This window comes from Lentzea sp. NPDC036949, from assembly GCF_055608075.1.
Genome location: NZ_JBVJRA010000003.1, coordinates 516,151 through 540,151, shown reverse-complemented (window position 1 = coordinate 540,151; position 24,001 = coordinate 516,151). Strand labels below are relative to the sequence as shown.

The following is a 24,001-nucleotide window of genomic DNA, read 5'->3' as shown; positions in this document are numbered from 1 at the left end:
GCTGGGCAAGGATGCGCCGATGACCGTGCGGGACGATCTGCTCGACCGGCCCACGACGTTCATCGGCCGGCACGCCGAGCTGGCCGAGGCCAGGGCGCTGCTCGGCCGGTCGCGGCTGGTGACGCTGGTCGGCACGGGCGGTGTGGGCAAGACGCGGATCGCGGTCGAGACGGCGCGCGCGGTGCGGGACGACACCGCGTTCCGGCACGGGGTGTGGCTGGTGCCGCTGGGCGAGCTCGACGACCCGGCGCTGCTGGCGAGGACGGTCGCGGCCGGGCTGCGCGTCGTCGACAACGGGCGGGACGCCGGCCCCTGCCGCCTCGTGGAGGCGTTGTACGACAAGCACTTGATGCTCGTGCTGGACGGGTGCGACCACCTGCTCGACGCCGTGCGGGACCTGGTGCACCACCTGTTGCGCCACTGCGAGGGGCTCACGGTCCTGGTGACCTCGCGTGCGCCGCTGAACCTGTACGGCGAGTGCGTGCTGCTGGTGCCGCCGTTGTCCGCTGATGATGCGCTGGCGCTGTTCCGCGACCGGGTGGCGGTCGCCGAGGCAGGGCTGCCGGAGGCGTTGGACGGAACGCCGCTGGCGGTCGAGCTGGCCGCGGCGCGACCGGGCGAGCCGGTGCGCGCACCGGTGCTGGAGTGGGTGGCGCGGAACTGCTCCGACGAGGAGCGCGAGCTGTGGGCGGCGCTGTCGGTGTTCCCGGCGGACTTCGACCTCGCCGCGGCGACAGCGTTGTGCGGCAGGGAGATTTCGCTGTCCGCACTGGTGGACAGGGCGCTCGTGACGGTGTCGGCGAACCCGGTGGTGGAGCGGACGCGGTACCGGCTGCAGGACACGGTCGCGCGATTCGGCACAGGTCTGCTGACGGACCCCGATGCGGTGCGGCGCAGACATGTGCGGCACTACAGCGCGGTGGCGGAGGAGGCCGCGAGGTCGTGGTTCTCACCGGACGACTCGCGGTGGGTCGCGCGCCTGCGGGAGGAGTGGCCCAACCTCCGGACCGCCATCGGGTACGCGCTGCGCTTCCCCGGCCTGGCGCCCACCGGCGCGACGATGCTGATCGACCTGGGGCGGACCCGGTTCCCCGTTCTCGCGGGCGTGCTCGGCCAGTTCCAGGACCTGCTGGCCATCGCACGCGAGGCCGTCGGACCGCCGCTGCGGACGTCGCTGGCCGCGCACCAGGCGTTGCTGGCCCTGACGCAGGGCGACCTCGCGGCGGCGGGCCCGTTGCTGAGCGAGTTGCGCGGGCAGCCACCGGATGCGGAGTCCGATGTGGACCTGATGTGGGTGGAGGCGACGCAGCTCTTCCTCGTGGCGGGCTCTGCGGACTGCGTGCCGGTGTACGAGCGCCTCGCCGAGCTGTCCAGGGAACGCTCGGCGCCGGGCGACACGTACGTCATCGAGCTGTTCCTCGCCACCGCCTCCTGCCTCCTGCTCGACGCCGAGGCCGCCGACAAAGCGACGACCGCGCTGGCCGCGAAGAGCACCGGGGTGGCCTGGTCGACCGCGTGGGCGCTGTGGCACCGCGGCCTCTACGAACTGCTGCACGGCGACCCCGCCCTCGCGCACCCGCACGCCGCGGAGGCATTGCGCATCCAGCTCACCCTCGGCGACACCCACGGTCCCGCCCACAGCCTGTGGCTGCTCGCGTGCACCTGCGCCGAACTGGGCGCCCACGACCGCGCGACCCGCCTGCTGGGCGCGCTGCGGTCGCAGGAGCGCACCACCCGGATCTCCTTCGCCGGCCTGACCCCGTTCCGCGTCCTGCTGGAACGCGCGGACCGCACCGTCCGCCGCGCACTGGGCGACGACCACCCGGTGATCGCCACCCTGGGCGCCGACCTACGCCCCGACCAGGCGATGGAGCTCGCGCTGGAACCGGTGCCCGACTCCGAGCGCCGCCCGCCCCGGCCGACCTTGCCCGGCGGTCTGACCAGGCAGGAGTTCACGATCGCGGGCCTGGTGGCCGACGGCTTCTCGGCCAAGCAGATCGGCGCCCGCCTCTTCATCTCACCCAGGACGGCGGACCGGCACGTGGTCAACATCCGCACGAAGCTGGGCCTGCCCAGCCGGGTGGCGCTGGCGGCGTGGCACCGGTCGGTGACCGGCGACGACCCCGACCGCCGCTGGTAGCCGGTTCGCCCGGCACCGGCTCACCGCGTCTCGGCGGCCAGTTTCAGCCCCAGCGCGATCAGCACGGTGGCGGTGAGCCGGTCGAGCAGGAGTCGCCGGCGCAGCAGGAAGGCGCGGGCGCGGGCGGCCAGGCCGATGAGGACCGGGAACCACAGCAGGCCGATGCCGAGGTGGATGGCGACGAGCAGCACGCCCCACGACGGTGCGGACGCGGGCAGGAACTGCGGCAGCAGCGAGAGGTAGAAGACGCCGGGTTTGGGGTTGAGCAGGTTCGTCAGCAGGCCGACGCGCACGGCGGCGCGGACCGACGGGACCGGGGCCGGTTCGTCGAGGTCAACGGGTGTGCGGGCGGTCCACAGCGCCTTCACGCCCAGGTACACCAGGTAGGCGGCGCCGAGGACGCGGACCAGGTCGTAGGCGAGTTCGGACGCGGTCAGCAGCGCGGTCAGGCCGGCCAGACCCGCCGCCGCCCACACCAGGCAGCCCAGGGTGCTGCCGACCACGACGCCCAGCGCCGCGCGCCGGCCGACGAGCAGGGCCGTCCGCAGCACCAGCAGGGTCTCCAGGCCCGGGGTGATGACGGTGAGCAGCGCGACGAGCGTGAAGCTCAGCAGTGCGGTGGTCGACATGCGGCCATCAGAACACGGAAACGCTGCGGTGCCGGAAGAATTTACTCGGCCGACACGTGCGCGACACCGTCTACAGTGGACCTCAGCGGTACCACGCCCGCACACCGATGCGGCCCGTGCTGCCCAGGTCGATGTTGATGCTGCGCTCGGGTGCGACCGGCACCAGCGACTGCCAGGCGCCGCCGGGTGCGGCCGCCAGGTCGACGTGGCTGCCGACCTGCGGCGGGTCGAGCGTGGTGTGCGTGTTCCGCCAGAGGATCGCCGAACGCGCGCGCTCGCCCGGTTGCACGGTGATCGGTTGTGGCGGGTCGTCGAAGCCTTCGAGCCGTGCGATGCCGCCGGAACCCGGCAGGACCGCCACGTCCAGCGGCTGCCAGCGCTCGTCGAGCAGGCGCACCTGCGGGTGGCCGTTGAGCTGCACCGGTTCGATGCCGCAGTTGACCACCTCGACCGCCATCACGCGCAGGCCGGTGGCCGCGTCGCCGCCACTCGTGGTGAACCGCAGGCCGCCGGTGCAGGCCGGTTCCGCCGGCGCCGCCGTGGTCAGCGCGGGTGGCGGCAGCACCGGTTCCTGCCGCAACGCCGTGTGCCTGCCGCACGAGGTCAGTGCGACGAGCGCGGTCACCACCGCCAGAAGAGCTCCGCCCCCAGATCTCATGCGACCGATCATGCCCGTGACCGGAGGGGATGTCATTGATTTGGCACCGGCCGGCGTTCCGCCGCGGCGCTACCCTCTGCTCCGGGGAGGGATACCGATGAACGCCGCGCATCCCGGCTTCGTCCGGTGGATCAACGAGGAGTGGGGCGGTGACGAGCTCTTCGCGGCCGCCCTGTGCCTCGACGAGCTCGCGGAGGCCTGCGGAGGGCCGTACGGCGAGTGGGGCACGCTGTCCGAAGAGGACCAGTCGGTGCTGCTGCAGCACTTCAGCACGCTGCACCCGGACCGGACCTCGTTGCGGGCGGTCGCGTTCGAGTACCGGGAGCACGCCGGCGACGGGAACCTGCGCGAGCTGGCTCGGCGGCTGCGCGAGGACGGGGACGTCCTCGCGCACGACCTCGCGCCGGTCTGGTGGCGGCGCAAGCAGGAGAACCGGGTCAGCACGCACCGCTCCACCTACACCGTCGAACTGCTGCTCGACGACTACGACCGGCTGATCGCACTGGTGGGCACCCTGATCGACGCGGCACGGGACTCGGCGGGGTGCGAACGGCTGCTGGACCTCAAGATGGTGCACCGCGAGCTGGAACGCGGGCGCGACCGCGCCGTTCCGGCGATGACCGGGCAGAACCGGTGGGAGTTCTTCGTCATCCTCACGGCCGAGCACATGGACCTCCTGCGCGCGGAGGGCGGCGAGCACGCCCGGTCGGCGCCGGCCGGCTTCCGCGCCTACTGGCGGGACGTGGACAGGGCGTTGCGGTCGGCGCGGTCCATCGCGTTCTCCTGAGCGGGCTTGACCCTGCACCGTGGTGCAGGGTCGAGGGTGGCGGTGTGATCGAGACCGTCGAGACTTCGGAACGCGCCGCGGTGACCAGGTGGGGCCGGGCGGGCGCGCTGTACGACCTGGTGGCGAGCGCCGCCTTCCTCACGCCGTGGACCGCCGCGTTCGCGCTGGGCCTGATCGGGGACCTGCACGCGGCGCTCGGGCTGCCGGGTGCGCCGCCTCCCCCGCCGAACGCGATGACGTTGTTGTTCGCCACGCTGTTCGGCACGGTCGTGGTGCTGTGGTCGGTGGTCCGGTGGGTGCGGCCGGAACCGGTGCTGATCGCCGCGGACACGGTGGGCAGGGTGCTGTTCAGCGGGTGGTTCACCCAGGCGCTCTGGCAGGGTGAGACGCCGGTGCTGGCGGTGTTCCTGGTGCTGGAGGTGGCGTGGGGTGCGGCGCAGCTGCGAGCGCTGCTGGCCGGGCGCAGGGCGGGGTAGCGTCCGGTGGTGCGCATCTCCGAACTGGCCCGGTCGGCGGGTGTGGGCATCAGCACGGTGCGGTTCTACGAACGGCGCGGGCTCGTCGTCCCGTCGGCGCGCACCAGCGGCGGGTACCGCGAGTACGAGCCGGAGGTGGTGAAGCGGCTGAAGTTCATCCGCCGCGCGCAGCTGCTCGGGTTCACGCTCACCGAGATCGACCAGATCCTCGCGCTGTCCGCCGGTCCGGCCGACGTGGCCGGGCTGGGCGGGGTGATCGAGGAGAAGGTGGGCGAGATCGAGGAACGGGTGCGCGACCTCGAACGGGTGCGGCTGGCGTTGCTCGACGTGGCCGCGAACGGGCCGCGCGAGACGTGCCCGGTGGTCGCCGCGTTGAGCTGACGGCATCTTTCTGCCGACAGCAGAACGCACCTTCCGGCCGGTGCGGCTGCTGTCACGATGGCGGCATGGCGGACATCTTCGACTTCAAGGGCAAGCGCGAGCCGCAGCCGCTGTGGCGCGAGGCGCTCGGCCGGAAGCTGCGCGAGATCAGGGAGCTCCAGGGTGCCCGCCTGGTCGACGTGGCCGAACGGGCGGGCATCTCGACGCAGTACCTTTCCGAGATCGAACGCGGGCGCAAGGAGCCGTCGAGCGAGATGATCGCCGCGGTCACCGGTGCGCTGGGCGTGGACCTGGCCGACCTGCTCGTCGGCATCGCGGGCCAGGTCCGGCACTTCCAGACCGCGCGTCCGGTGCACCGCCCCGGCGGCCCGGTGATGACCACGCGGCCCCTCGGCCGTCCCAGCGGACCGGTGCTCATGGCGGCTTAGCGCTGCTCCAGCACCTGGTCGGCCAGTCCGTACGCCACGGCACCCTCCGCATCGAACACCCGGTCGCGGTCGGTGTCGTGGCGCAGCTGGGCGACGTCGCGCCCGGTGTGCCGCGACAGCACGTTCTCCAACTGGGAGCGCACCCGGACGACCTCGTCGGCGGCGAGGATGAGGTCCGGGATCGTGCCCCTGCCCTGTGCCGCCGGCTGGTGCAGCACGACCCTGGCGTGCGGCAGCAGTGACCGGCGGCCCTCCGCGCCCGCGGCCAGCAGGACCGCGCCCGCCGCGACGGCCTGGCCCACGCACGTCGTCGCCACCGGTGCCTTGATGTAGCGCATGGTGTCGTAGAGCGCGAGCATCGCCGACGGGTCGCCGCCCTCGCAGTTGATGTAGAGGTTGATCTCCAGGTCGGGGTTGTCCGACTCCAGGTGCAGCAGCTGCGCGATCAGCGCGTTGGCCACGCCCGAGTCGATCCCGGTGCCCAGGTAGACGATCCGCGACGACAGCAGGTGCGAGTAGACGTCCATGATCCGCTCGCCGCGGGCGTCGCGGGTGATGACGTTGGGGATGGTGTAGGTGCTCATGCGACGGCTCCGGAGTGCAGGCCCAACTGGTGGGTGCGGACGGGGACGACCTGGCCCAGGTCGCTGACGACGTGGTCGATGAACCCGTACTCGCGGGCCTGGTCGGTGGTGAACCAGCGGTCGTGCAGCGAGTCGGTGAAGATCCGGTCGAACGGCTGGCCGGTGTCCTCGGCGATCAGCCCGAGCACGGTGTCCCTGGTGTGGCGCAGGTCGTCGGCCTGCACCTCGACCTCGACCGCGGAGCCGCCGATGCCCGCGGACCCCTGGTGCATGAGGATGCGGGCGTGCGGCAACGCGAACCGCTTGCCCTTGGTGCCGGCGGAGAGCAGGAACTGGCCCGCGCTGCACGCGAGACCCAGCGCGAGGGTCGCCACGTCGCACGGGACCAGCCGCATCACGTCGCGGATCGCCAGCATCGACGGCACCGACCCGCCGGGCGAGTGGATCCACAGCGCGATGTCCTGCCGCGGGTCCTCGCTCGCCAGCGACAGCATCTGGGTCGCGAGCACCGTGCCGTTGTCGTCGTCGAGCGCGCCGTCGAGGATCAGCACCCGCTGCGCGAAGAACCGGTCCCTCAGACCGGGGCTGAACATCTTGTCGTTCGTCATGCACCCGACGATGCCGGTGCCACCGCCGCGGCCGCTTCCGTTGCTGCTGTGGGCAGATCAGCTCACGGCAGGCACGCACCCGGAGCTTCAGTCCTTTGAGGACATCTTCGGGGGCCGCACGGTCACGCCGATTCCACGGTGAGCCGCCACCGCACGATCCCTTCGGCGGGCACGACGGCGACCGGGTTGTCGGGGTCGGTGCGTTCGAAGCTCGCGCCGACCATGGGTTCCACCCCGATGCTGCGGTAGGGCTCCGGTTCCGGCCAGCCCTTGAGGTTCCGCCACAGCGCGATCGACACCGGCTGTCCCGCGCACTCCACCCGCAAGTCGAGCGCGTGCTCGCCGTCGACCACCCGGATGCGGTCGTGGCGCAGCACCGCACCGGTCGCCGTGCCGTCGTCCGGTCCGAGCGTTGCCAGTCCCGCCGACCACTCGCTCATCACCGGCGCGGGGTCCGCGATCAGCACCGGGACTCCTTCCGGTGCCTCCAGACGGGCTTCCTGGCTGAGCTCCAGCAACGCGTGCGCCGCCCACACGAACCGATAGCCGGGTTCGGCCGTCAGCTCGTAGTCGACGACCACCACGTCGCCTTCACCGCCGAAGCGCCGCCGGAACGAGAACTCCGGTGTCTCCACCGCCCACCAGCCGTCGACCTCGTGCCAGGGCCGGCTCCACACGTCACCGTGGTCGGGCAGCCCGCGCAGCGTCGGAACGCATTCCTCCAGCCCGCCCGCGTCCACCCACGGGTCTCCGGGCGACACCGCCGCGCGTGCCGGGTCCTCTCTGGCCCACAGCCACTCGCGTTCCCCGCTGCGCAACGACGTCCACCGCCCGCCGAGCGAGTGGTCCACCTCGACCCGCAACCCCACCACACCACCCCCGCCAGCAAGGTCATCGCGTTCCGACCCTCCCACGCACCAAGGCGCAAAACAACGCCCGGCCGGGGACCTGGGAGCCCAGAAAACACCACGGGCGGGGTATGTCCGCGCGTTCCGCAGACATACCCCGCCCGAAGGTCGTGCCCCCGGTGCGACTCGAACGCACACTGGACGGATTTTGAGTCCGCTGCCTCTGCCGATTGGGCTACGGGGGCGTAACGGGGTGAACTGTAGCGGATCTGGCGGTGTGGTTTGTTGCGGGTACCCCTAGGACTTCACCAAACGGCTGATGGCCGCGGTGGCTTCGGCGAGCTTCTCCTCGGCGACGGGGCCGCCTTCGGCGACGGCCTGGGCGACACAATGCTTGAGGTGCTCGTCGAGGAGGCCGAGGGAGACGGCCTGGAGGGCCTTCGTGGCGGCGGCGATCTGGGTGAGGACGTCGATGCAGTATTCGTCGTTCTCGACCATGCGCTGGAGGCCGCGGATCTGTCCCTCGATGCGGCGCAGTCGCTTGAGGTATGCGTCCTTGTCCGCGGTGTACCCGTGCATCGCTCCTGACCTTCCCTACCCCTGGCGGGTATGTGCAGGATACCCGGAGGACGGGTGGTGCGTTATGTGCAACGCTGCTCCGTCAGCGGGAATGGTGAAGCGTCCGGCAAGCCCAGCAACAGCGGCGTGATGAGACGACTAGCTGCACATTTTGGACCCATAACACCCCTGCGGTTTCCTCCGCAAAATGCCCCGACCGGGCGGTTGGGTCACATTTCAGCGGCGAAAGGTTCGCCGTTTTTCCTCGTGTGGACTATGGTGTTGTCGGTGCACGTGGTTTGGTCGAGGATCCGCGTGCTATGTGAGTACCCAACGGAGGAACAGTGGCACAGCAGACCGTCGTCCAACTCATCGACGACCTCGACGGCGGAGAAGCCGACGAGACCGTGACCTTCGCACTTGACGGTGTCGAGTACGCCATCGACCTGTCGAAGGGAAATGCGGAGCGGCTTCGCGAGTCGCTGGCGGACTTCGTCGCCAAGGCTCGTCGTGCGGGTGGCCGCAAGCAGCGCAAGGGCACCGGCAAGTCCACGGTGAAGGCCAGTGACAAGGCTGAGGCGCAGCGCATTCGGGACTGGGCCCGTGCGCAGGGGCACCAGATCTCGGACCGCGGCCGCATTCCGCAGAACCTGGTCGTGCAGTTCCAGGAAGCGCACGCGTCCTGACCTGCGCGGACTCGCGGGGTTTCCACACGTCGGCCGGGTGGCCGGCCGACGTGTTACCAAGAACAGAAGCACAAAGGTGTAACACGTCCCGGTTCGTTCACACCATCCCCGGAACGCGTGGGATCAGCGACCGGGAAAGTCCGCTCCGAACAGCCGCAACACGGCTGTCGCCTTGACCGCCGTCTCCTCGAATTCCGCGTCCGGCTCGGACAGCGAGATGACTGCTCCGCCGACGCCGAAACTGACCTGGGCACCGTTGCGGACCAGCGTTCGGATGACGATGCTGAAGTCCGCGGCGCCGTTGAGCGAGAAGTATCCGAGGGCTCCCGAGTACACGCCACGTGGACCAGCTTCGAGCCCGTCGAGGATCTGCGTGGTCCGGATCTTCGGTGCTCCGGTCATGGACCCGCCGGGAAACGCGGCTCGAACACATCGGACGGCGGAACTGTCCGGTCGAAGTCGTGCCCGCACGGTGCTCACCAATTGGTGGACGGTGGTGTAGGTCTCGACGTCGAACAACCGGGTCACCTCGACGGAACCGACTTCCGCGCAGGTGCCGAGATCGTTGCGGACGAGGTCCACGATCATCAGGTTCTCGGCGCGGTCCTTGACCGATCGGGCCAGGCTTGTGCGCAACATCTCGTCTTCGGCGGCGTCTTCGCCGCGGGGGCGGGTGCCCTTGATCGGCGATGACTCGACGACGCCATCCCGGTCGACGCGGATAAATCGTTCGGGTGACCCGCTGAGCACGGACAGTTCACCGAAACGCAGCAACGCGCCGAACGGTACGGGATTTGCGGCGCGGAGCAGCCGATAAGCGGCCCAGGGGTCCATGTCGGCCTGCCAGGACATCATGTTCGTCAGGCAGACCTCGTAGGTCTCGCCGGCGGTGATGGCTTCCTGGCACGCGTTGATCAGCTTCAGGTAGTGCGTGCGCGGGTGCCGCAGTTGCACGGTGACCGCGGCGGGCGGTTCGGGGGCCGGCAACGGGGTGAGTGCGTTCAATACGACCAATACCTGGTCGAACCAGTCGTCGTCGGACAGCGACAGCAAATAAGCGGTGTCTTCGTGGTGGTCGATCACGACGGCGCGGTCGGCGAAGACGAACGACGCGTCGGGGTGGTCGGACCGGTGGGCGGAGTCACCGCCGCACTCGGCTTTCAGCTCGTACCCGAGGTAGCCGACCCAGCCGAGCGCGAAGTCGAACGGCACGTCGGGTTGTTCGACGACCCAGGCGGCCACGTCCTCGTCCAGCCACGAGAAGAACGACGGGCAGTGCAGGCGTTCACCGTCGACGACCAGCTCCTGGTCCGGCACCGAGTACCGGGCCACCCGCGCGAGGGGCCCTGAGGCGTCACCCAGGAACGAGAACCGCCCGCCGGAGCCGCTGTCCAGCCAGAACGCGGTCTCAGCGGTCCCGTGGAGGGCCGCGAACGCCTGCTCCGCGTCCACGGCCAGGTCCAGGCGGCGAACGTGCACAGGGCGCTTCTGAGCCGTTGTACGAACCACCGCGGGTTCGGGGACGGCGGCGGTCCGGGTGGGGGTGAGGGCGGCGAAGTTCGCCAGCAGCTCCCGGCCGGACTGGGTGCAGATCGACTCGGGGTGGAACTGCACGCCCCACGCCGGGCGGTCGAGCGCGCGCACACCCATCAGCACGCCGTCGTCGCTCCACGCGACGGCTTCCAGGGAGGGAGGCAGCTCGGTGACCGCCAGCGAGTGGTAGCGGACCACTTCGAGAGGTGACGGCAGACCGGCGAACACGTCGACGCCCGTGTGCGTCACCGGTGAGACGATGCCGTGGCGCGGCACCGGTGCGGGACCGACCGTGGCGCCGTAGGACAGGCACAGTCCCTGATGGCCCAGGCACACGCCGAGCAACGGGATCTCGGCGTGCTCGACCACCGCGCGGCAGAGGCCGAAGTCGGCGGGGTTGCCCGGCCGGCCGGGCCCCGGTGAGATCACCACGTTGTCGAACGACCGCAGCGCGGACAGCCGGAAGCGCGGGTCGTCGTTGGTGACGACCACGGGTTCGGCGCCGTTCACCTCGGCCAGGTGCTGGAAGAGGTTGAACGTGAACGAGTCGTAGTTGTCGATGAGCAGAGTCCGCATCGCGGGCGGCACTCTACCTGCCAAAACACCCGATCGGACGCAGGAGAGAGGGCGGCCACAGAACGTGACCGCCCTCCGTGTGCGACCGGGTCAGCTCCCGAGGACGAACTTCGGGTCGACCGCCATGGCGGCGAGCTCCGAGCCGGAGAACGGCTCGACGTCGAGCGCCGGGTAGCCGCCTCCGTCGTAGCCCGCGCTCTGGGCGACGTTCACGACCCAGCCGTTCGGGTGCTTGTACGACATCCAGCCCATCACGCGGCCCTGGTCCGTGCTGGCCGCGTCACCGACCTTCTTCCCGTCGACGTCGCGCACCTTGCACATCGCCCGGCTCATGCCCCAGAACTGCCTGGCCAGGGCACACGGCTCGGAGGCGTTGCCCTGGCTGGGCGTGGACACCTCGACGATCAGCTTGCCGACCTTGCCGTTCTTGCGGACCGGCACGTACGACGTGTACTCCCAGACCTCGGGCTCACCCTCGTTCGACGAGATCTGCGCCTGGGTGTGGAGCAGGTCGCCGTTCTGGTACTTCGTGTCCTGGTACTTCAGCGACGGCGTCTCGAAGCCGTGCGCCTGGGCGGACTGCTTGACCGCCTCCAGCAGTTGCACGCCGCGCGCCGCCTGCGGGCCCTGCTGCGCGGTGCGGTCGTTCTGCCCGGACGGCCACGCCATCTTCGACGAGGCACCCGGCTGGGAGCTGCTGCTGCTCGGCCCCGCACCGATGAGGTAGTCCTGCGTGCCGCCGGGGTCGAGCGCGAACGCCGACCCGAGGCCGATGCCCACCACGAGCACCGCCACCACCGCGCCGACCTGCGACGACCGCCGCCTGGACCGGGCCTTGCGCGCGACGTCGAGCGCACGGTTCGGATCCATGGCCGGCGGGGGGCTGCTGGTCACCACCACGTCCTGGAAAGCCGTCCTGAGGTCCTGTTCGTTCATCGAACCCTCTCCTGCTGTGAGAGCAGACCGCGCAGCGTCTGCAGCCCCCGCGCGGCCTGGCTCTTGACCGTTCCTCCCGAAACCCCGAGGACAGCGGCCGTCTGGTCGACGGACATGTCCTCCCAGTACCGCAGCACGAGGCACGCGCGCTGCTTCGGAGGCACCTTCGCCAGCGCCTCCAGCAGCACCATCCGCTCCTCCGGGTAGCGACCCGGTGCAGCGGCCGAGTCGGCGAGGTCCTCGCTCACCGACTCGAACCGGAACCACCCGCGCCGCCGCTCGGACAGGAACGTCCGCACCAGTACCTGCCTGGTGTAGGCGTCCAGCGCCTCGTGCCGGTCTATTCGCCGCCACGCCAGGTAGAGCTTCGTGAAGGCTTGTTGCACGAGGTCTTCCGCGCGATGCCAGTCGCCGCACAGCAGATACGCCGTGCCGCGCATGGCGTCGGAACGGGCCGCGAAGTACTCCTGGAACGCGGCGTCCCGGTCACTCATCAGGTCTCCCCCTGTCTGCGGTACCGGGTTACTCACGCCACCGCCAACCTGGCGGGTTGCACGGAGTTCGCGAAACGCATACTGATGTCGTGATTTTCCTTTTGCTCCTCGGCGTCCCCACCGCACTGGGCCACTTCTACCTGTGGCGCAGGCTGGTCGTGGACACCACCCGGCCGCGCTCGCTCGGGCGCCGCGTCGGCACCGCCGCCATCGCCGGCGCGTTCCTGGTGCTGATGAGCGCGCTGGTCGTGACGCGCCGGGTGCCGCCGGAGTACGGGAAGTTCTTCGCCTGGCCGGGCTTCGTGTGGCTGGCCGTGCTGTTCTACCTGGCCATCGCGCTGGGCATCGCCGAGGTCCCGCGGCGCATCCTGCTGCGCAGGGCCAGCGCCGCACCCGTGCCCGTCGGCACCGGCGCGGAGGCGGCCGAGCCGGTCGAGGTCGTGCCCGACCCCGGTCGCCGCCTGTTCATCGCGCGGTCGGTCGCGATCGGCTCCGGCATCGCCGCGGGCGGTGTCGTCGGGTACGGCATGACGCAGGCGCTCGGCGACCCGCAGCTGCTGAACGTGCCGGTGACGCTGGACAAGCTGAAGCCCTCGCTGTCCGGTTTCCGGATCGCGGTGGTGAGCGACATCCACCTCGGCCCGCTGCTCGGCCGCTCGCACACCGAGCGGATCGTGCGGATGATCAACGAGCAGGAGGCCGACCTCGTCGCGATCGTCGGCGACCTGGTCGACGGCACCGTGGCCGAGCTGGGCGAGGCCGCGGCACCGCTGCGGGACCTGGTGTCCCGGCACGGCAGCTTCTTCGTGACCGGCAACCACGAGTACTTCTCCGGTCACGAGCAGTGGATCTCCGAGCTCGACCGGCTGGGCGTGCACCCGTTGCGCAACGAGGGCCTGACCGTCGCCGGTGGGATCGAGCTCGTCGGCGTGAACGACGTCACCGGGAAGTCCTACGGCGACGGCCCCGACCTCGACCGCGCCTTCACCGGCCGCGACCGCGCCAACCCCGCCGTGCTGCTGGCGCACCAGCCGGTGCAGGTGGGCGACGCGTCTTCACGCGGAGTCGACCTGCAGTTGTCCGGTCATACACACGGTGGACAGATGGTGCCGTTCAACTTCGTGGTGCCGGTGCAGCAACCCGCTGTCGCGGGGCTGTCGAAGGTGGACGACACGTGGCTGTACGTCAGTCGTGGTGCGGGTTTCTGGGGGCCGCCGGTGCGCGTGGGCGCTCCCCCGGACATCACGCTGGTCGAGCTCCGGTCTGCTGGCTAAATCACACTCGGCCCCACGGGATTGCGCACTTGCGGTGTGCAGGCCGTAGAGTGGACGGCCGTGCCCGCGTACGGACGCGAGGCGGATGAAGGGGGAACCCTGGGGAAATGACCGAGAGCTTCGCCGTCGACCGGCGTTACGAGGCAGAGGCTCGTATTCGGCGTTTCCTGGACCAGGAGCACCCGTCGACACCGTGTCTGGTGATCGACCTCGAGACGATCCGCGCGCGTTACCAGGCGATCCACGCCGCGATGCCGTCCATCGACATCTTCTACGCGGTCAAGTCGAACCCCGAGGCCGACGTCGTCGCGACGCTGGTCGCCCAGGGCGCCCAGTTCGACGTCGCCTCCCCCGCGGAGATCGACCTGTGCCTGGCGCGCGGCGCCGCACCGTCGTCGATCTCCTACAGCAACCCCATCAAGAAGGCCGCCGACATCGCGTACGCCTTCTCCCGCGGGGTGCGGCTGTTCGTGTCGGACAGCGAGCAGGACGTGCGGTTCCTCGCCGAGCACGCGCCCGGTTCGTCCGTCCTGGTGCGGATCCTCGTCCACAGCAAGGGTTCCACCTACCCGTTCGGCAACAAGTTCGGTTGCGATCCGGAGATGGCGACGGATCTCTTGCGGTTGTCGCACCGGTTGGGGCTCGTTCCTCTGGGCGTCGCCTTCCACGCGGGCTCGCAGCAGCTGTCCGTGGCGGGCTGGGACTCCGGCATCGCCGACGCCGCCCTGATCGCGGCGAAGCTGCGCGCGGAGGGCATCGAGACCACCACGGTCAACCTGGGCGGCGGGCTTCCGGCCGTGTACCAGGAGGACACGCCGAGCCTTGAGGCCTTCGCCGCCGCCATCGAGGAGTCGCTGGCCCGGCACTTCGGTGCCGCACGCCCGCGGGTGATGATCGAACCGGGGCGCGCGATCTCCGCGGAGGCCGGGATGATCCGCTCGTCGGTCGTGCTGGTGTCGCGCAAGTCCTATGCGGACGAACGCCGCTGGGTGTACATCGACATCGGCCGTTACCAGGGGCTCGCCGAGACCGAGGGCGAGGCGATCGCGTACCGGTTGCGCACCTCGCGCGACGGCGGGCCGACCGGCCCGGTGGTGCTGGCCGGTCCGACCTGCGACGCGGACGACGTGATCTACCAGCACACCCGCTACGACCTGCCGCTCGACCTGAGGGCGGGCGACCACGTGGACATCCTCCACGCCGGCGCCTACACCTCCTCCTATTCGTCCGTGTGCTTCAACGGCTTCCCGCCGCTGGCCACGTACTGCGTCTGAGTCCGCCTGTACTTCACATAGTTTGGAGTGATTGATGTCCGAAGCGCCCTGTCAGACCGAGGAGACCGTCGGTTTGTTCGCGGGACAGCACGTACTTGCAGAGCTTTCGGGTGTGAGTGCCGATCTGCTCGACGACGAGCAGTTCTTGCGCCACGCCCTCGGTGAGGTTCTCACGCAGGCCGACGCAACCGTGCTGGAGGTGATCTCCAAGAAGTTCGATCCCCAAGGAGTCACCGTGCTGGCCCTGCTGTCGGAGTCCCACGCGTCCATCCACACCTACCCCGAGGTGGGGTCGGTGTTCGTCGACGTGTTCACCTGCGGTACTCGTGCGAAACCCGCGCTCGCCGTCCAGCTACTCGCTGACGCTCTGGGCGCTGCTCACGTGAGCACGGACCTCGTCACTCGTGGCATCAAGGAGCACGCCGCGTGAACACGATCAACGAGCCGCTCGCCGAGGGCATGACCCGCCACTGGCGCGTGGACGAGGTGCTGGTCGACACCAAGACCGACTTCCAGCACCTGGTGATCGCCCGCACCGCCCAGGGCCTGTCGTTGTTCTGCGACGACGACCGCCAGTCCACGGAGCTCAGCCAGCTGACCTACCACGAGGCCCTGATGGTGCCGGCGCTGCTGCTGGCCGACCAGGTCGAGCGGGTGCTGGTCATCGGCTCGTCCGAGGGCGTGGTGTGCCAGATGGCGGTGCAGCACGGCGCCACCGTCGTCGACCACATCGACATCGACGAGCAGGCCGTGAAGCTGTGCGCGGAGCACCTCCCGTACGGCTACACGACCGAGGAGCTGGCGCTGGCGGAGAAGGGCGAGGGCCCGATCCGCGTGCAGTACATCGACGGGTTCGAGTACATCCGCACGACGTCGGAGAAGTACGACATCGTGCTGGTGGACCTGCCCGACGAGCGTGAGGAGGAAGCGCAGCACAACCGCCTGTACGGCGCGGACTTCCTGCGCATGTGCAAGGCCCTGCTGCGTCCGGGCGGCGTCGTCGTCAACCAGTCCGGTTGCCAGACGATGTGGCGCAACACCACGCTGATCCGCTCCTGGCAGCGGTTCAACGAGGTGTTCGAGACGGTCGCGTACTACGGCTCTGACGAGCACGAGTGGGCGTACCTGTTCGGGCGCGCGGACGTCGTCGAGGACCCGACGGCGCTGATGGTCGAGCGGTTGGCCACGGCCGGGTACCGGCCGGAGTCGATCGACGACCTGGCGTTGCTGGGCAACAGCATTCCGCCGTACCGGGTGCGGCAGTCGCTGGCCTGAGCCGGTTTCCGGCACGAGAGAGGGGCGCTTCCCGGTCACCGGGAGGCGCCCTTCCTCCGTTCGTGCGCGCCTAGCCGAGCGCCTGCTTCAGGAAGTCCACCTGGAGCAGCAGCAGGTTCTCCGCGACCTGTTCCTGCGGCGTCATGTGCGTGACACCGGACAGCGGCAGCACGGTGTGCGGCCGGCCCGCCGCCAGCAGAGCGCTGGAGAGGCGCAGGGTGTGGGCGGCCACGACGTTGTCGTCGGCGAGGCCGTGGACGATCATCAGCGGGCGGGAGAGCTTGTCCGCGTCGGCGATGAGCGAGTTGGAGTCGTAGACCTCTGGCCGCTCGTCGGGGTGGCCGAGGTAGCGCTCCGTGTAGTGGGTGTCGTAGAGGCGCCAGTCGGTGACCGGGGCGCCGGCGATGCCCGCGTGGAACACGTCCGGGCGGCGCAGGACGGCCAGTGCCGACAGGTAACCGCCGTAGGACCAGCCTCGGATGGCGACCCGGCCGAGGTCGAGGTCGGGTTCGAGTGCCGCCGCGGCGTGCAGGGCGTCGACCTGGTCCTCCAGGGTGGCGCCGGCGAAGTCGAACGCGATGGCGCGTTCCCAGGCCAGACCGCGACCGGGGGTGCCGCGGCCGTCGGCGACGAGCACCGCGAAGCCCTGGTCGGCGAGCCACTGCGAGGCGAGGAAGGCGTTCTGGGCGGACAGCACGCGCTGGGCGTGCGGGCCGCCGTAGGGGTCCAGCAGCACCGGGAGCTTGGTGCCCGGCACGTGATCGGTGGGCAGCAGCAGGGCGGCGCGCAGGTCGCGTTCGCCGAGGGTCAGCATGCGCGGGGACGCCCTGATGACCGGCGTCTCGGCCCACGACTCGATCTCGCGACCGCCGACGGTGACCTTCGGGCCGTACCAGTCCAAAGAGGACGATGCGAGTACAACCGTGCCACCGCCCCGGACCGCGGTGTGCACACCATCCCCTGTGGACAACTGCTCGACCGTCGCGCCGACGGAGTGGACGTGCACCTGGGTGGGGTCGTCGGCGGAGGCCGCGATCAGCACGGAGTCGTCGGTGATGTCCAGGACCCGGCGCACCTGCAGGCCTTCGGTCACGACGTCGTCGCCGACCTGCAACGCGTACTCGTCGCCGGAGTGCACGATCCGGACCAGGCGGCCGTCGGGCGTCCACGCCGGGGCGCCGTCGCTGACCTCCAGCCACACCGGGTCGGTCTCGACGGCGAGCTCGGACACCGCACCGGTCTCCGGGGCGAGCGAGTGGACGCGGCGGGTGCGCTGGTCGCGGGTCTGCGTGGTGATCAGCGGCGCACCACCGGCTGACCAGTGCACGTCGTTGAGGTAGTCGAACTCCAGCAGCACCGGCACGAAGGTGCCGTCCAGCGACACCACGTGCAGCGACACCGCGGCGTTGTCCGTGCCCGCCGCCGGGTAGGCGATCTCGGTGGCCGGCGTCGCGGGGTTCGCCGGGTCGGCGATGTACCAGCGGCGCACCGGGGAGTTGTTCACGCGCGCGGCGATGAGGCGGGTGCCGTCCGGCTCCCACCAGTAGCCGCGGTAGCGCGACATCTCCTCGGCGGCGATGAACTCGGCCAGGCCGAACGTGACGTCCTCGCCGTCGGGCACGGCGACCGCGCGGTCGTCGCCCGAGTCCAGCTCGACCACGCGCAGGGTCCCGCGCGTCACGTACGCCACGCGCTGACCCGTCGGGTCGACGCGCGGGTCGATGACGCCGCCACCGGTCGGCAGCTCGCGCACGTCCCCGCTCACCAGGTCGGCCACGAACAGGCGGCCGGACAGGGCGAACGAGGCGACGTTCGCGTCACCGGACAGGGCGTAGCCGACGATGCCCGCGCCGGACTCGCGCGTGCGTTCGCGGCGGGCCTTCTCCTCCGCGGGCAGGTCCTCCGGATCGGTCAGCAGGCGGCCGGGATCGGCCACCAGCCGTTCGACGCCGGTGGTCGTGTTCAGCTCCCACAGCCCGTTCGCACGGCTCGTGGCCGTGGCCGGGCGCAGGAAGAACACGCGCGAACCGTCCGGCGACACCGCGAAGGTGCGCGGTGCGCCGACGGTGAACCGCTGAGAGCGCGCCTGTTGGCGCGGGAAGGAGATGTCGTTGCCCACCCGCTCACACTATCCCGCGCGCGAACGCGGGGGCATGGGAACGAAACCGCTGGTACGACGCACGTACTCGGCGTACCCCGGCCGGCGCGACACGATGTCCCTCTCGAGCAGCGGTTTGCCCGTGCCCTTGGCGAGCAGCCACGTCATGACCACCGGACTGATGACCGTGAGCGCCGCCGGCCAGGAGTGCACCGCGAACAGGAAGAGGCCCCACCACACCACGGCGTCCCCGAAGTAGTTGGGGTGCCTGGTGTAGCGCCACAACCCGCGGTCCATGACGGCGCCCTCGTTCGCCGGGTCCGCCCGGAACCGCGAGAGCTGCCAGTCACCGACTGACTCAACTGTGAAGCCGACCACCCACAAGGTCGTTCCGGCCCAATCTAGCACTCCCCACGGCGCGTCAAGGTGCTGTGCGACCTGCACCGGCAGCGACACGATCCACATCAGAACGGCCTGCAACAGGTACACCCGGTACATCCGCAGCCGCGGATTTCCCTTGGCGCGCTTGAGGATGTCCCGGTAGCGCGGGTCCTCGTCCCTGGTCCGGTTGCGCAGGAGGATGTGCACGCCGAGCCGCACGCCCCAGATCACCGTGAGCGCCGTGACCAGCACGTTCCGCACCGGTTCGCCGTCCGCGAACAGGAACGTCACCACCGCGATCACCGCGAAGCCAGGTCCCCAGGCGGAGTCGACCAGGTCGTAGCGCTTGCGCCGGTCCGCGTAGCCGAACAACGCGGTGAGCACCACCAGCACCACGAGGAAGCTGACCGGGTAGCTCACCGGGCCACCAGCTCACGGCGCACGCGCGGCATGCCGCTGCGGCCGTTCTCGCTCCTGCGCACCGCGAGGACCTGGTCCACGCCCATCCGTCCCTCCTCGAACGTCAGCGCGCCGCCGGCGAGGTAGAGCCGCCACACGCGCGCCTGACCCTCGCCGACGAGCGCGACGACCTCGTCCCACCTCTCTTCGAGCGTCCGCGCCCACGCGCGGACGGTCCAGACGTAGTGCTCGCGCAACGCGTGCACGTCCCGGATCTCCAGCCCGGCCGCCTCCAGGAACCCGGTCGTCTGGCTGACCGGTCGCATGTGCATGTCCGGTGCCACGTACGACTCGATGAACGCACCACCGCCTGGCGCGTTCCGGCCGCGCGACATCTGTTGCAGCAGCAGCCGCCCCTCTGGCTTGAGCAGCCGGTGCAGCGTCGCGGCGTACTCGGGGTAGTTCCGCTCGCCGACGTGCTCGCCCATCTCGATCGTGGAGATCGCGTCGAACGGTTCGCCGCGCACCTCGCGGTAGTCCTGCAGCCGCACCTCGACCCGGCCCTCCAGCCCTTCGGCCGCGATGCGCGAGAGGACGTGCTCGCGCTGCTGAGCGGAGATCGTGACCCCGGTGGCGTGCACGCCGTAGTGCTTCGCCGCGTGGATGATCATCGAGCCCCACCCGCAGCCGACGTCGAGCAGCCGCAGGCCGGGCTGCAGGCCGAGCTTGCGGCACACCAGGTCGAGCTTGTTGTGCTGCGCCTGCTCCAGTTCCTCGTCCTCGGCGGTGAAGTACGCGCACGAGTAGGCCATGCTCGGGTCGAGCACGAGCCGGTAGAAGGCGTTGCTCAGGTCGTAGTGGTGCGAGATCGCGTCCCGGTCCCGCTTCTTGCTGTGCAGTGCGCCTTTGAGCCGTGCCTCCTCCTTCGGCGCGTCCGGGTTGCGCCCGACCACCTTGAGGTCCAGCGCGAGCCGCACCACCTCGGTGAGCTTCGGCCTGCGCGTGACACCACGCCGCACCAGTCCCCAGACCTGGGAGAGCCCGGCCGCGAGGTCGCCTTCCACGTCGAGCTCGCCGCTCACGTACGCCCGCGCGAGCCCGAGCTCGTTCGGGCTCCACACGAGCCGGCGCAGCGCGTCGCGGGAGCGGAGCACGAGCACGGTCCCGTCCTGTGGGCCGGCCACGCTCCCGTCCCACGCCCGAATCCCGATCGGAAGCGGCGCACCCAGCACCCGTTCCGCCACTCCTGCCAGCTGACCAGCGACGACCACCCTGCACCTCCTGCGAAACCGGCTCCGCCTGACGTTCGGGACGGCAAGAGGTTCGGTTCGTTTCTGAACCGAGACGCAACCACGCCCGTATGGCCCGGTAGAGCGAACGACGGACAAGGAGGACATGAGTGTGATCCGACGTAACCGCATTGCCATCGGGCTCGCCGCGGGACTGGCAGTTGTGCTGGGTCTTGGTGTCTGGAGCGCCACGGGAAGTGGCACGAACTCGAAGCCGGTGGCACAGACCGAAACCGACCTGGGCGTCCTCGGTGACTACGGCGACGTGGGTCAGCCCCCGGTGCTCCAGGAACCCGCTCAGGCGCCCGAGACCCCGGTTCAGCAGCAGGCACCGGAGACCCCGGCCGCGCAGCAGCCCCCCGCAGCCGCACCGGTCAGCTCGCTGAAGCTGGTCGGCAAGCCGGTCGACAAGATGGGCCTGGTCGTCCAGGACGGCGACGGCCGCACGATGTACCGCTTCGACAAGGACACCCCGAAGCCGGAAGGCAAGTCGAACTGCAACGGCCAGTGCGCCATCACGTGGCCGCCGCTGCTGTCGGACACGATCCCGCAGGTCGAGGGCATCGACTCGAAGCTCGTCTCGCTGATCACCCGCGCTGACGGCAAGAAGCAGGTCGCGATCGACGGCTGGGCGCTCTACGCCTACTCGCAGGACCCGAAGCCGGGCGCCTGGAAAGGCCAGGGCGTCGGCAACACCTGGTTCGTGATCCAGCCCGACGGCAAGCGCAACGTCGAATGCCTTCCCCCCGGCGTGACGGTGCCCGCGGCCTAGTCCCCTTGCAACGACCATCCCGTTAGGACGGTCCACCTGACACACACGACACCCTGACACGCGAAACCCCGGCCCTGGGGAAGGGGCCGGGGTTCCCGTCGTTCCGCTCTCACCCGATCGAGTGGTCTTTCATGTCACGCGGGGGCCCCGCGTTCCCTACAGGGAAACGCGGGGCCCCCCGCGTGACGTTCGAACAGGCGGAGAAGGGGCGGCGCCGGAGGTCCGGTGCCGCCCCTTGTCGTTGCCGCAGGGTCAGAGCGTGGAGTACAGCGGGTGCTTCGCGGCCAGCACCTCGACGCGGGCGCGCAGCTCGTCGATCGCGGCGCCCGGCTTGAGGGCCTCGGCGATCACGTCGGCGACCTCGGTGAAGTCCACCTCGCCGAAGCCGCGGGTGGCCAGTGCCGGGGTGCCGATGCGCAGACCCGAGGTGACCATCGGCGGGCGCGGGTCGTTGGGGACCGCGTTGCGGTTGACCGTGATGCCGATCCGGTGCAGCACGTCCTCGGCCTGCTTGCCGTCCAGCTCGGAGTTGACCAGGTCGACCAGGACCAGGTGCACGTCCGTGCCGCCGGTCAGCACCTTCACGCCGGCCTGCGCGACGTCGGGCTGCGAGAGGCGGTCGGCGAGGATGCGGGCGCCGTCGAGGGTGCGGCGCTGGCGGTCGGCGAACTCCTCCGACGCGGCGTGCTTGAACGCCACGGCCTTGGCGGCGATCACGTGCTCCAGCGGACCGCCCTGCTGGCCGGGGAACACCGCCGAGTTGATCTTCTTGGCGATGTCGGCGTCGTTCGACAGGATCACGCCGCCGCGCGGACCGCCGAGGGTCTTGTGCGTCGTCGTGGTCGTGACGTGGGCGTGCGGGACGGGCGAGGGGTGCAGGCCCGCGGCCACGAGGCCCGCGAAGTGCGCCATGTCGACCATCAGGTAGGCCTCGACCGAGTCCGCGATGCGGCGGAACTCGGCGAAGTCCAGCTGGCGCGGGTAGGCGGACCAGCCGGCGACGATCAGCTTCGGGCGGTGCTCGGTGGCGAGGCGCTCGACCTCGGCCATGTCGACGCGGCCGTCACCGTCGGAGACGTGGTACGGCACGACGTTGTAGAGCTTGCCGGAGAAGTTGATGCGCATGCCGTGGGTCAGGTGACCGCCGTGCGCGAGGTCCAGGCCGAGGATCGTGTCGCCGGGCTGCAGCAGCGCGAACATCGCGGCGGCGTTGGCCTGGGCGCCGGAGTGCGGCTGGACGTTGGCGAAACCGGCGCCGAAGAGCGACTTGATGCGCTCGATGGCGAGGCGCTCGACGACGTCGACGTGCTCGCAGCCACCGTAGTAGCGGCGGCCGGGGTAGCCCTCCGCGTACTTGTTGGTCAGCACCGAACCCTGGGCCTGCAGCACCGAGACCGGCGTGAAGTTCTCCGAGGCGATCATCTCGAGGGTGCCCTGCTGGCGCGCCAGCTCGGCCGCAACGGCCTGCGCGACCTCGGGGTCGTACTCCGCGAGGGAGGCGTTGAACTGGTCGGACATCTGGAGGATCTCCCTACTTGGCGCGCTTGTAGAACGGAAGTGCGACGACCTCGACCGGCTGCTTCTTGCCGCGGACGTCCACCAGCAGAGGGGTGCCGGGCGCGGAGCTCGCCCGGTTCACGTAGGCCATCGCCACCGAGTAGCCCAGGGTCGGCGACAGCGCGCCCGAGGTCACCTCGCCGACGACCTCGTCGCCGTTCAGCACGGCGTAACCGTGGCGGGGCGCGCGGCGCTCGGGGGTCTTCAGGCCGACCAGCACGGAGTCCACATCGGACTCGGACACCTCGGTCAGCGCCTCGCGGCCGACGAAGTCGCCCGGCTTGTCGAGCTTCACGACCCGGCCGAGACCCGCGTGGTACGGGGTGAGCGAGGTGGTCAGCTCGTTGCCGTACAACGGCATTCCGGCTTCCAGGCGCAACGTGTCGCGGCAGCCGAGACCGCACGGCTTGAGCTCGTGCGGCTGCCCGGCCTCCAGCAGCGCCGTCCACACTGCGGCGGCGTCGTCGGGCGCGACGAACAGCTCGAAGCCCTCCTCGCCGGTGTAGCCGGTGCGCGCGAGCAGCGCGTCCACCCCGGCCACCTTCGAGGGGTAGGAGGCGTAGTACTTCACCGTCGACAGGTCGGTGTCGGTCAGCCCGGCCAGGACCTCCACCGACTTCGGGCCCTGGATCGCGATCAACGCGTAGTCCGTGGACCTGTCCGTGACGACGGTGTCGAACCCGGCGGCCCGCTCGACGAGCGCCTCGGCGACCACGGCGGCGTTCGAGGCGTTGGCGACGACCATGAACTCCTCGTCGCCCAGCCGGTAGACGATCAGGTCGTCGACCACGCCGCCGTCGGCCTGGGTGATCATCGTGTAGCGGGCCTTGCCGACCGCGAGCGCGGAGATGTGGCCGACCAGCGCGTAGTCGAGTGCGGCACCGGCCTGCGGCCCGGTCAGCACGATCTCACCCATGTGCGTGAGGTCGAACAGGCCGGCGGTGGTGCGCACGGCGTGGTGCTCGGCCAGCTCGCTGGAGTAGCGCAGCGGCATCTTCCAGCCCGCGAAGTCGGTGAACATCGCGCCGAGCGACTCGTGCTCAGCGTTCAGTGGCGTGAGGCGGGACATCAGAACGCTCCTCCAGGGTGCGCCGAAGAGCCGGGCCAGGCCGGCTGAGGCAACAGAAGAATGACACGGTCCACCGGAGACTCCTCACCAGAGCGAGCCTCCCCCTCTGTCATGAGCCTGAGAGCTTCGTCGCCGGAGCGACTTGCACCGTGGGCGAGGCTCCTGATGAGCCTGCTTTCCAGAGTTGCCTTCGTCGTGCGGTATCTGTGCCTGAGAGATTCCGGGGAGGAGTTGCTCCTTCGGCGCTCCCGCTGAAGGGAGCTCTCCCGCGCGACATCGACGGCCGTGTTC

The 24,001-nt window shown here is 70.3% G+C and carries 25 protein-coding genes, 1 tRNA gene and 2 riboswitches; of the genes, 11 read left to right on the top strand and 15 right to left on the bottom strand.

What is annotated here, in order from left to right; genetic code table 11:
* The first annotated feature begins 19 nt into the window (after nucleotides 1–19).
* Nucleotides 20–2,140 (top strand): ATP-binding protein, encoded by a 2,121-nt coding sequence (locus ACZ7CD_RS12050; protein ID WP_470378874.1) that lies wholly within the window; start codon nucleotides 20–22, stop codon nucleotides 2,138–2,140.
* 20 nt (nucleotides 2,141–2,160) lie between these two features.
* On the opposite strand, the gene ACZ7CD_RS12045 is transcribed toward ACZ7CD_RS12050, so the two are convergent.
* Entirely contained in the window at nucleotides 2,161–2,769 is a 609-nt protein-coding gene (locus ACZ7CD_RS12045) for a LysE family translocator (protein WP_360390147.1), read from the bottom strand.
* 82 nt (nucleotides 2,770–2,851) lie between these two features.
* On the bottom strand, nucleotides 2,852–3,427 hold the full coding sequence (locus ACZ7CD_RS12040) for a DUF4232 domain-containing protein (RefSeq protein WP_360390150.1): 576 nt from the start codon (nucleotides 3,425–3,427) through the stop codon (nucleotides 2,852–2,854).
* Between the two features lie 97 nt (nucleotides 3,428–3,524).
* On the opposite strand from ACZ7CD_RS12040, the gene ACZ7CD_RS12035 reads away from it, so the two are divergent.
* The 4 genes from ACZ7CD_RS12035 (at nucleotide 3,525) to ACZ7CD_RS12020 (ending at nucleotide 5,499) form a co-directional block, all read left to right on the top strand.
* Nucleotides 3,525–4,214, top strand: coding sequence for a hypothetical protein (locus tag ACZ7CD_RS12035; protein WP_470378873.1), 690 nt, complete (start codon nucleotides 3,525–3,527; stop codon nucleotides 4,212–4,214).
* Nucleotides 4,215–4,258: 44 nt separating this feature from the next.
* Entirely contained in the window at nucleotides 4,259–4,690 is a 432-nt protein-coding gene (locus tag ACZ7CD_RS12030) for a hypothetical protein (RefSeq protein ID WP_470378872.1), read from the top strand.
* A gap of 9 nt (nucleotides 4,691–4,699) precedes the next feature.
* On the top strand, nucleotides 4,700–5,071 hold the full coding sequence (locus tag ACZ7CD_RS12025; protein ID WP_470378871.1) for a MerR family transcriptional regulator: 372 nt from the start codon (nucleotides 4,700–4,702) through the stop codon (nucleotides 5,069–5,071).
* A 65-nt stretch (nucleotides 5,072–5,136) separates the two neighbouring features.
* Entirely contained in the window at nucleotides 5,137–5,499 is a 363-nt protein-coding gene (locus ACZ7CD_RS12020) for a helix-turn-helix domain-containing protein (protein ID WP_470378870.1), read from the top strand.
* On the opposite strand, the gene ACZ7CD_RS12015 is transcribed toward ACZ7CD_RS12020, so the two are convergent.
* The 5 genes from ACZ7CD_RS12015 to ACZ7CD_RS11995 all read right to left on the bottom strand — a co-directional run bounded on the left by ACZ7CD_RS12015 (nucleotide 5,496) and on the right by ACZ7CD_RS11995 (nucleotide 8,118).
* On the bottom strand, nucleotides 5,496–6,083 hold the full coding sequence (locus ACZ7CD_RS12015; RefSeq protein WP_360390164.1) for a ClpP family protease: 588 nt from the start codon (nucleotides 6,081–6,083) through the stop codon (nucleotides 5,496–5,498). The genes ACZ7CD_RS12020 and ACZ7CD_RS12015 overlap by 4 nt on opposite strands.
* The gene (locus ACZ7CD_RS12010; RefSeq protein WP_360390166.1) at nucleotides 6,080–6,691 is read right to left on the bottom strand and encodes a ClpP family protease; all 612 of its coding nucleotides are present in this window, start codon (nucleotides 6,689–6,691) and stop codon (nucleotides 6,080–6,082) included. Before ACZ7CD_RS12010 ends, ACZ7CD_RS12015 begins: the two co-directional genes overlap by 4 nt.
* Before the next feature lie 122 nt (nucleotides 6,692–6,813).
* Nucleotides 6,814–7,560: a hypothetical protein gene (locus tag ACZ7CD_RS12005; RefSeq protein WP_470378869.1), complete on the bottom strand. Its 747-nt coding sequence runs from the start codon at nucleotides 7,558–7,560 to the stop codon at nucleotides 6,814–6,816.
* A gap of 150 nt (nucleotides 7,561–7,710) precedes the next feature.
* A tRNA-Leu gene (locus tag ACZ7CD_RS12000) sits at nucleotides 7,711–7,784 on the bottom strand.
* Between the two features lie 52 nt (nucleotides 7,785–7,836).
* Nucleotides 7,837–8,118: a metal-sensitive transcriptional regulator gene (locus ACZ7CD_RS11995; RefSeq protein ID WP_360390172.1), complete on the bottom strand. Its 282-nt coding sequence runs from the start codon at nucleotides 8,116–8,118 to the stop codon at nucleotides 7,837–7,839.
* 323 nt (nucleotides 8,119–8,441) lie between these two features.
* Here ACZ7CD_RS11995 and ACZ7CD_RS11990 point away from each other — a divergent pair, with 323 nt between their 5' ends.
* Complete coding sequence (locus ACZ7CD_RS11990) at nucleotides 8,442–8,783, top strand: histone-like nucleoid-structuring protein Lsr2 (RefSeq protein WP_030466676.1); 342 nt, start codon at nucleotides 8,442–8,444, stop codon at nucleotides 8,781–8,783.
* A gap of 123 nt (nucleotides 8,784–8,906) precedes the next feature.
* On the opposite strand, the gene pabB is transcribed toward ACZ7CD_RS11990, so the two are convergent.
* The 3 genes from pabB to ACZ7CD_RS11975 all read right to left on the bottom strand — a co-directional run bounded on the left by pabB (nucleotide 8,907) and on the right by ACZ7CD_RS11975 (nucleotide 12,322).
* Nucleotides 8,907–10,892: an aminodeoxychorismate synthase component I gene (gene pabB, locus ACZ7CD_RS11985; RefSeq protein WP_470378868.1), complete on the bottom strand. Its 1,986-nt coding sequence runs from the start codon at nucleotides 10,890–10,892 to the stop codon at nucleotides 8,907–8,909.
* 90 nt (nucleotides 10,893–10,982) lie between these two features.
* Nucleotides 10,983–11,828 carry a hypothetical protein gene (locus ACZ7CD_RS11980; protein WP_470378867.1) on the bottom strand — a complete coding sequence of 282 codons (846 nt, stop codon included), beginning with the start codon at nucleotides 11,826–11,828 and terminating at the stop codon, nucleotides 10,983–10,985.
* The gene (locus ACZ7CD_RS11975; protein ID WP_360390182.1) at nucleotides 11,825–12,322 is read right to left on the bottom strand and encodes a SigE family RNA polymerase sigma factor; all 498 of its coding nucleotides are present in this window, start codon (nucleotides 12,320–12,322) and stop codon (nucleotides 11,825–11,827) included. Before ACZ7CD_RS11975 ends, ACZ7CD_RS11980 begins: the two co-directional genes overlap by 4 nt.
* Before the next feature lie 89 nt (nucleotides 12,323–12,411).
* On the opposite strand from ACZ7CD_RS11975, the gene ACZ7CD_RS11970 reads away from it, so the two are divergent.
* From ACZ7CD_RS11970 to ACZ7CD_RS11955, 4 genes are all read left to right on the top strand, one after another.
* Entirely contained in the window at nucleotides 12,412–13,596 is a 1,185-nt protein-coding gene (locus tag ACZ7CD_RS11970; protein WP_360390185.1) for a metallophosphoesterase, read from the top strand.
* Between the two features lie 107 nt (nucleotides 13,597–13,703).
* Nucleotides 13,704–14,870, top strand: a complete 1,167-nt coding sequence (locus tag ACZ7CD_RS11965; protein ID WP_360390188.1) for a type III PLP-dependent enzyme — start codon at nucleotides 13,704–13,706, stop codon at nucleotides 14,868–14,870.
* Between the two features lie 34 nt (nucleotides 14,871–14,904).
* A complete protein-coding gene (gene speD / locus ACZ7CD_RS11960; protein WP_030466682.1) occupies nucleotides 14,905–15,300 on the top strand; it encodes an adenosylmethionine decarboxylase in 396 nt (131 codons plus the stop codon).
* 29 nt (nucleotides 15,301–15,329) lie between these two features.
* Complete coding sequence (locus ACZ7CD_RS11955) at nucleotides 15,330–16,145, top strand: spermine/spermidine synthase domain-containing protein (protein ID WP_360391446.1); 816 nt, start codon at nucleotides 15,330–15,332, stop codon at nucleotides 16,143–16,145.
* A gap of 70 nt (nucleotides 16,146–16,215) precedes the next feature.
* Here ACZ7CD_RS11955 and ACZ7CD_RS11950 read toward each other — a convergent pair whose 3' ends face one another.
* Genes ACZ7CD_RS11950 through ACZ7CD_RS11940 form a run of 3 tightly spaced genes read right to left on the bottom strand, consistent with a single transcriptional unit; the run spans nucleotide 16,216 to nucleotide 20,234 of the window.
* Nucleotides 16,216–18,264: a S9 family peptidase gene (locus ACZ7CD_RS11950; RefSeq protein WP_470378866.1), complete on the bottom strand. Its 2,049-nt coding sequence runs from the start codon at nucleotides 18,262–18,264 to the stop codon at nucleotides 16,216–16,218.
* Nucleotides 18,265–18,273: 9 nt separating this feature from the next.
* Complete coding sequence (locus tag ACZ7CD_RS11945) at nucleotides 18,274–19,044, bottom strand: DUF1295 domain-containing protein (protein ID WP_470375705.1); 771 nt, start codon at nucleotides 19,042–19,044, stop codon at nucleotides 18,274–18,276.
* Entirely contained in the window at nucleotides 19,041–20,234 is a 1,194-nt protein-coding gene (locus ACZ7CD_RS11940; RefSeq protein ID WP_470378905.1) for a class I SAM-dependent methyltransferase, read from the bottom strand. The genes ACZ7CD_RS11945 and ACZ7CD_RS11940 overlap by 4 nt, the downstream gene beginning before the upstream one ends.
* A gap of 295 nt (nucleotides 20,235–20,529) precedes the next feature.
* Between ACZ7CD_RS11940 and ACZ7CD_RS11935 the strand changes: the two genes are divergently transcribed.
* Complete coding sequence (locus tag ACZ7CD_RS11935; RefSeq protein ID WP_360390199.1) at nucleotides 20,530–21,084, top strand: COG4315 family predicted lipoprotein; 555 nt, start codon at nucleotides 20,530–20,532, stop codon at nucleotides 21,082–21,084.
* A 252-nt stretch (nucleotides 21,085–21,336) separates the two neighbouring features.
* On the opposite strand, the gene glyA is transcribed toward ACZ7CD_RS11935, so the two are convergent.
* Nucleotides 21,337–22,602, bottom strand: a complete 1,266-nt coding sequence (gene glyA / locus ACZ7CD_RS11930; protein WP_458430785.1) for a serine hydroxymethyltransferase — start codon at nucleotides 22,600–22,602, stop codon at nucleotides 21,337–21,339.
* A gap of 13 nt (nucleotides 22,603–22,615) precedes the next feature.
* Nucleotides 22,616–23,710 carry a glycine cleavage system aminomethyltransferase GcvT gene (gene gcvT / locus ACZ7CD_RS11925; protein ID WP_360390205.1) on the bottom strand — a complete coding sequence of 365 codons (1,095 nt, stop codon included), beginning with the start codon at nucleotides 23,708–23,710 and terminating at the stop codon, nucleotides 22,616–22,618.
* A 99-nt stretch (nucleotides 23,711–23,809) separates the two neighbouring features.
* Nucleotides 23,810–23,897: riboswitch (glycine riboswitch) on the bottom strand.
* A 1-nt stretch (nucleotide 23,898) separates the two neighbouring features.
* A riboswitch (glycine riboswitch) is annotated at nucleotides 23,899–23,989 on the bottom strand.
* Nucleotides 23,990–24,001 lie beyond the last annotated feature (12 nt).

Excerpts from the sequence above, each read along its gene's own strand:
- ACZ7CD_RS12010 (WP_360390166.1), bottom strand. The coding sequence starts at position 6,691 with ATGACGAACGACAAGATGTTCAGCCCCGGTCTGAGGGACCGGTTCTTC.
- pabB (WP_470378868.1), bottom strand. The coding sequence starts at position 10,892 with ATGCGGACTCTGCTCATCGACAACTACGACTCGTTCACGTTCAACCTC.
- ACZ7CD_RS12040 (WP_360390150.1), bottom strand. The coding sequence starts at position 3,427 with ATGAGATCTGGGGGCGGAGCTCTTCTGGCGGTGGTGACCGCGCTCGTC.
- ACZ7CD_RS11975 (WP_360390182.1), bottom strand. The coding sequence starts at position 12,322 with ATGAGTGACCGGGACGCCGCGTTCCAGGAGTACTTCGCGGCCCGTTCC.
- ACZ7CD_RS11980 (WP_470378867.1), bottom strand. The coding sequence starts at position 11,828 with ATGAACGAACAGGACCTCAGGACGGCTTTCCAGGACGTGGTGGTGACC.
- ACZ7CD_RS12035 (WP_470378873.1), top strand. The coding sequence starts at position 3,525 with ATGAACGCCGCGCATCCCGGCTTCGTCCGGTGGATCAACGAGGAGTGG.
- ACZ7CD_RS11965 (WP_360390188.1), top strand. The coding sequence starts at position 13,704 with ATGACCGAGAGCTTCGCCGTCGACCGGCGTTACGAGGCAGAGGCTCGT.
- ACZ7CD_RS12015 (WP_360390164.1), bottom strand. The coding sequence starts at position 6,083 with ATGAGCACCTACACCATCCCCAACGTCATCACCCGCGACGCCCGCGGC.
- ACZ7CD_RS12045 (WP_360390147.1), bottom strand. The coding sequence starts at position 2,769 with ATGTCGACCACCGCACTGCTGAGCTTCACGCTCGTCGCGCTGCTCACC.
- ACZ7CD_RS11995 (WP_360390172.1), bottom strand. The coding sequence starts at position 8,118 with ATGCACGGGTACACCGCGGACAAGGACGCATACCTCAAGCGACTGCGC.
- ACZ7CD_RS12020 (WP_470378870.1), top strand. The coding sequence starts at position 5,137 with ATGGCGGACATCTTCGACTTCAAGGGCAAGCGCGAGCCGCAGCCGCTG.
- speD (WP_030466682.1), top strand. The coding sequence starts at position 14,905 with ATGTCCGAAGCGCCCTGTCAGACCGAGGAGACCGTCGGTTTGTTCGCG.
- ACZ7CD_RS12050 (WP_470378874.1), top strand. The coding sequence starts at position 20 with ATGACCGTGCGGGACGATCTGCTCGACCGGCCCACGACGTTCATCGGC.
- gcvT (WP_360390205.1), bottom strand. The coding sequence starts at position 23,710 with ATGTCCCGCCTCACGCCACTGAACGCTGAGCACGAGTCGCTCGGCGCG.
- ACZ7CD_RS11955 (WP_360391446.1), top strand. The coding sequence starts at position 15,330 with ATGACCCGCCACTGGCGCGTGGACGAGGTGCTGGTCGACACCAAGACC.
- glyA (WP_458430785.1), bottom strand. The coding sequence starts at position 22,602 with ATGTCCGACCAGTTCAACGCCTCCCTCGCGGAGTACGACCCCGAGGTC.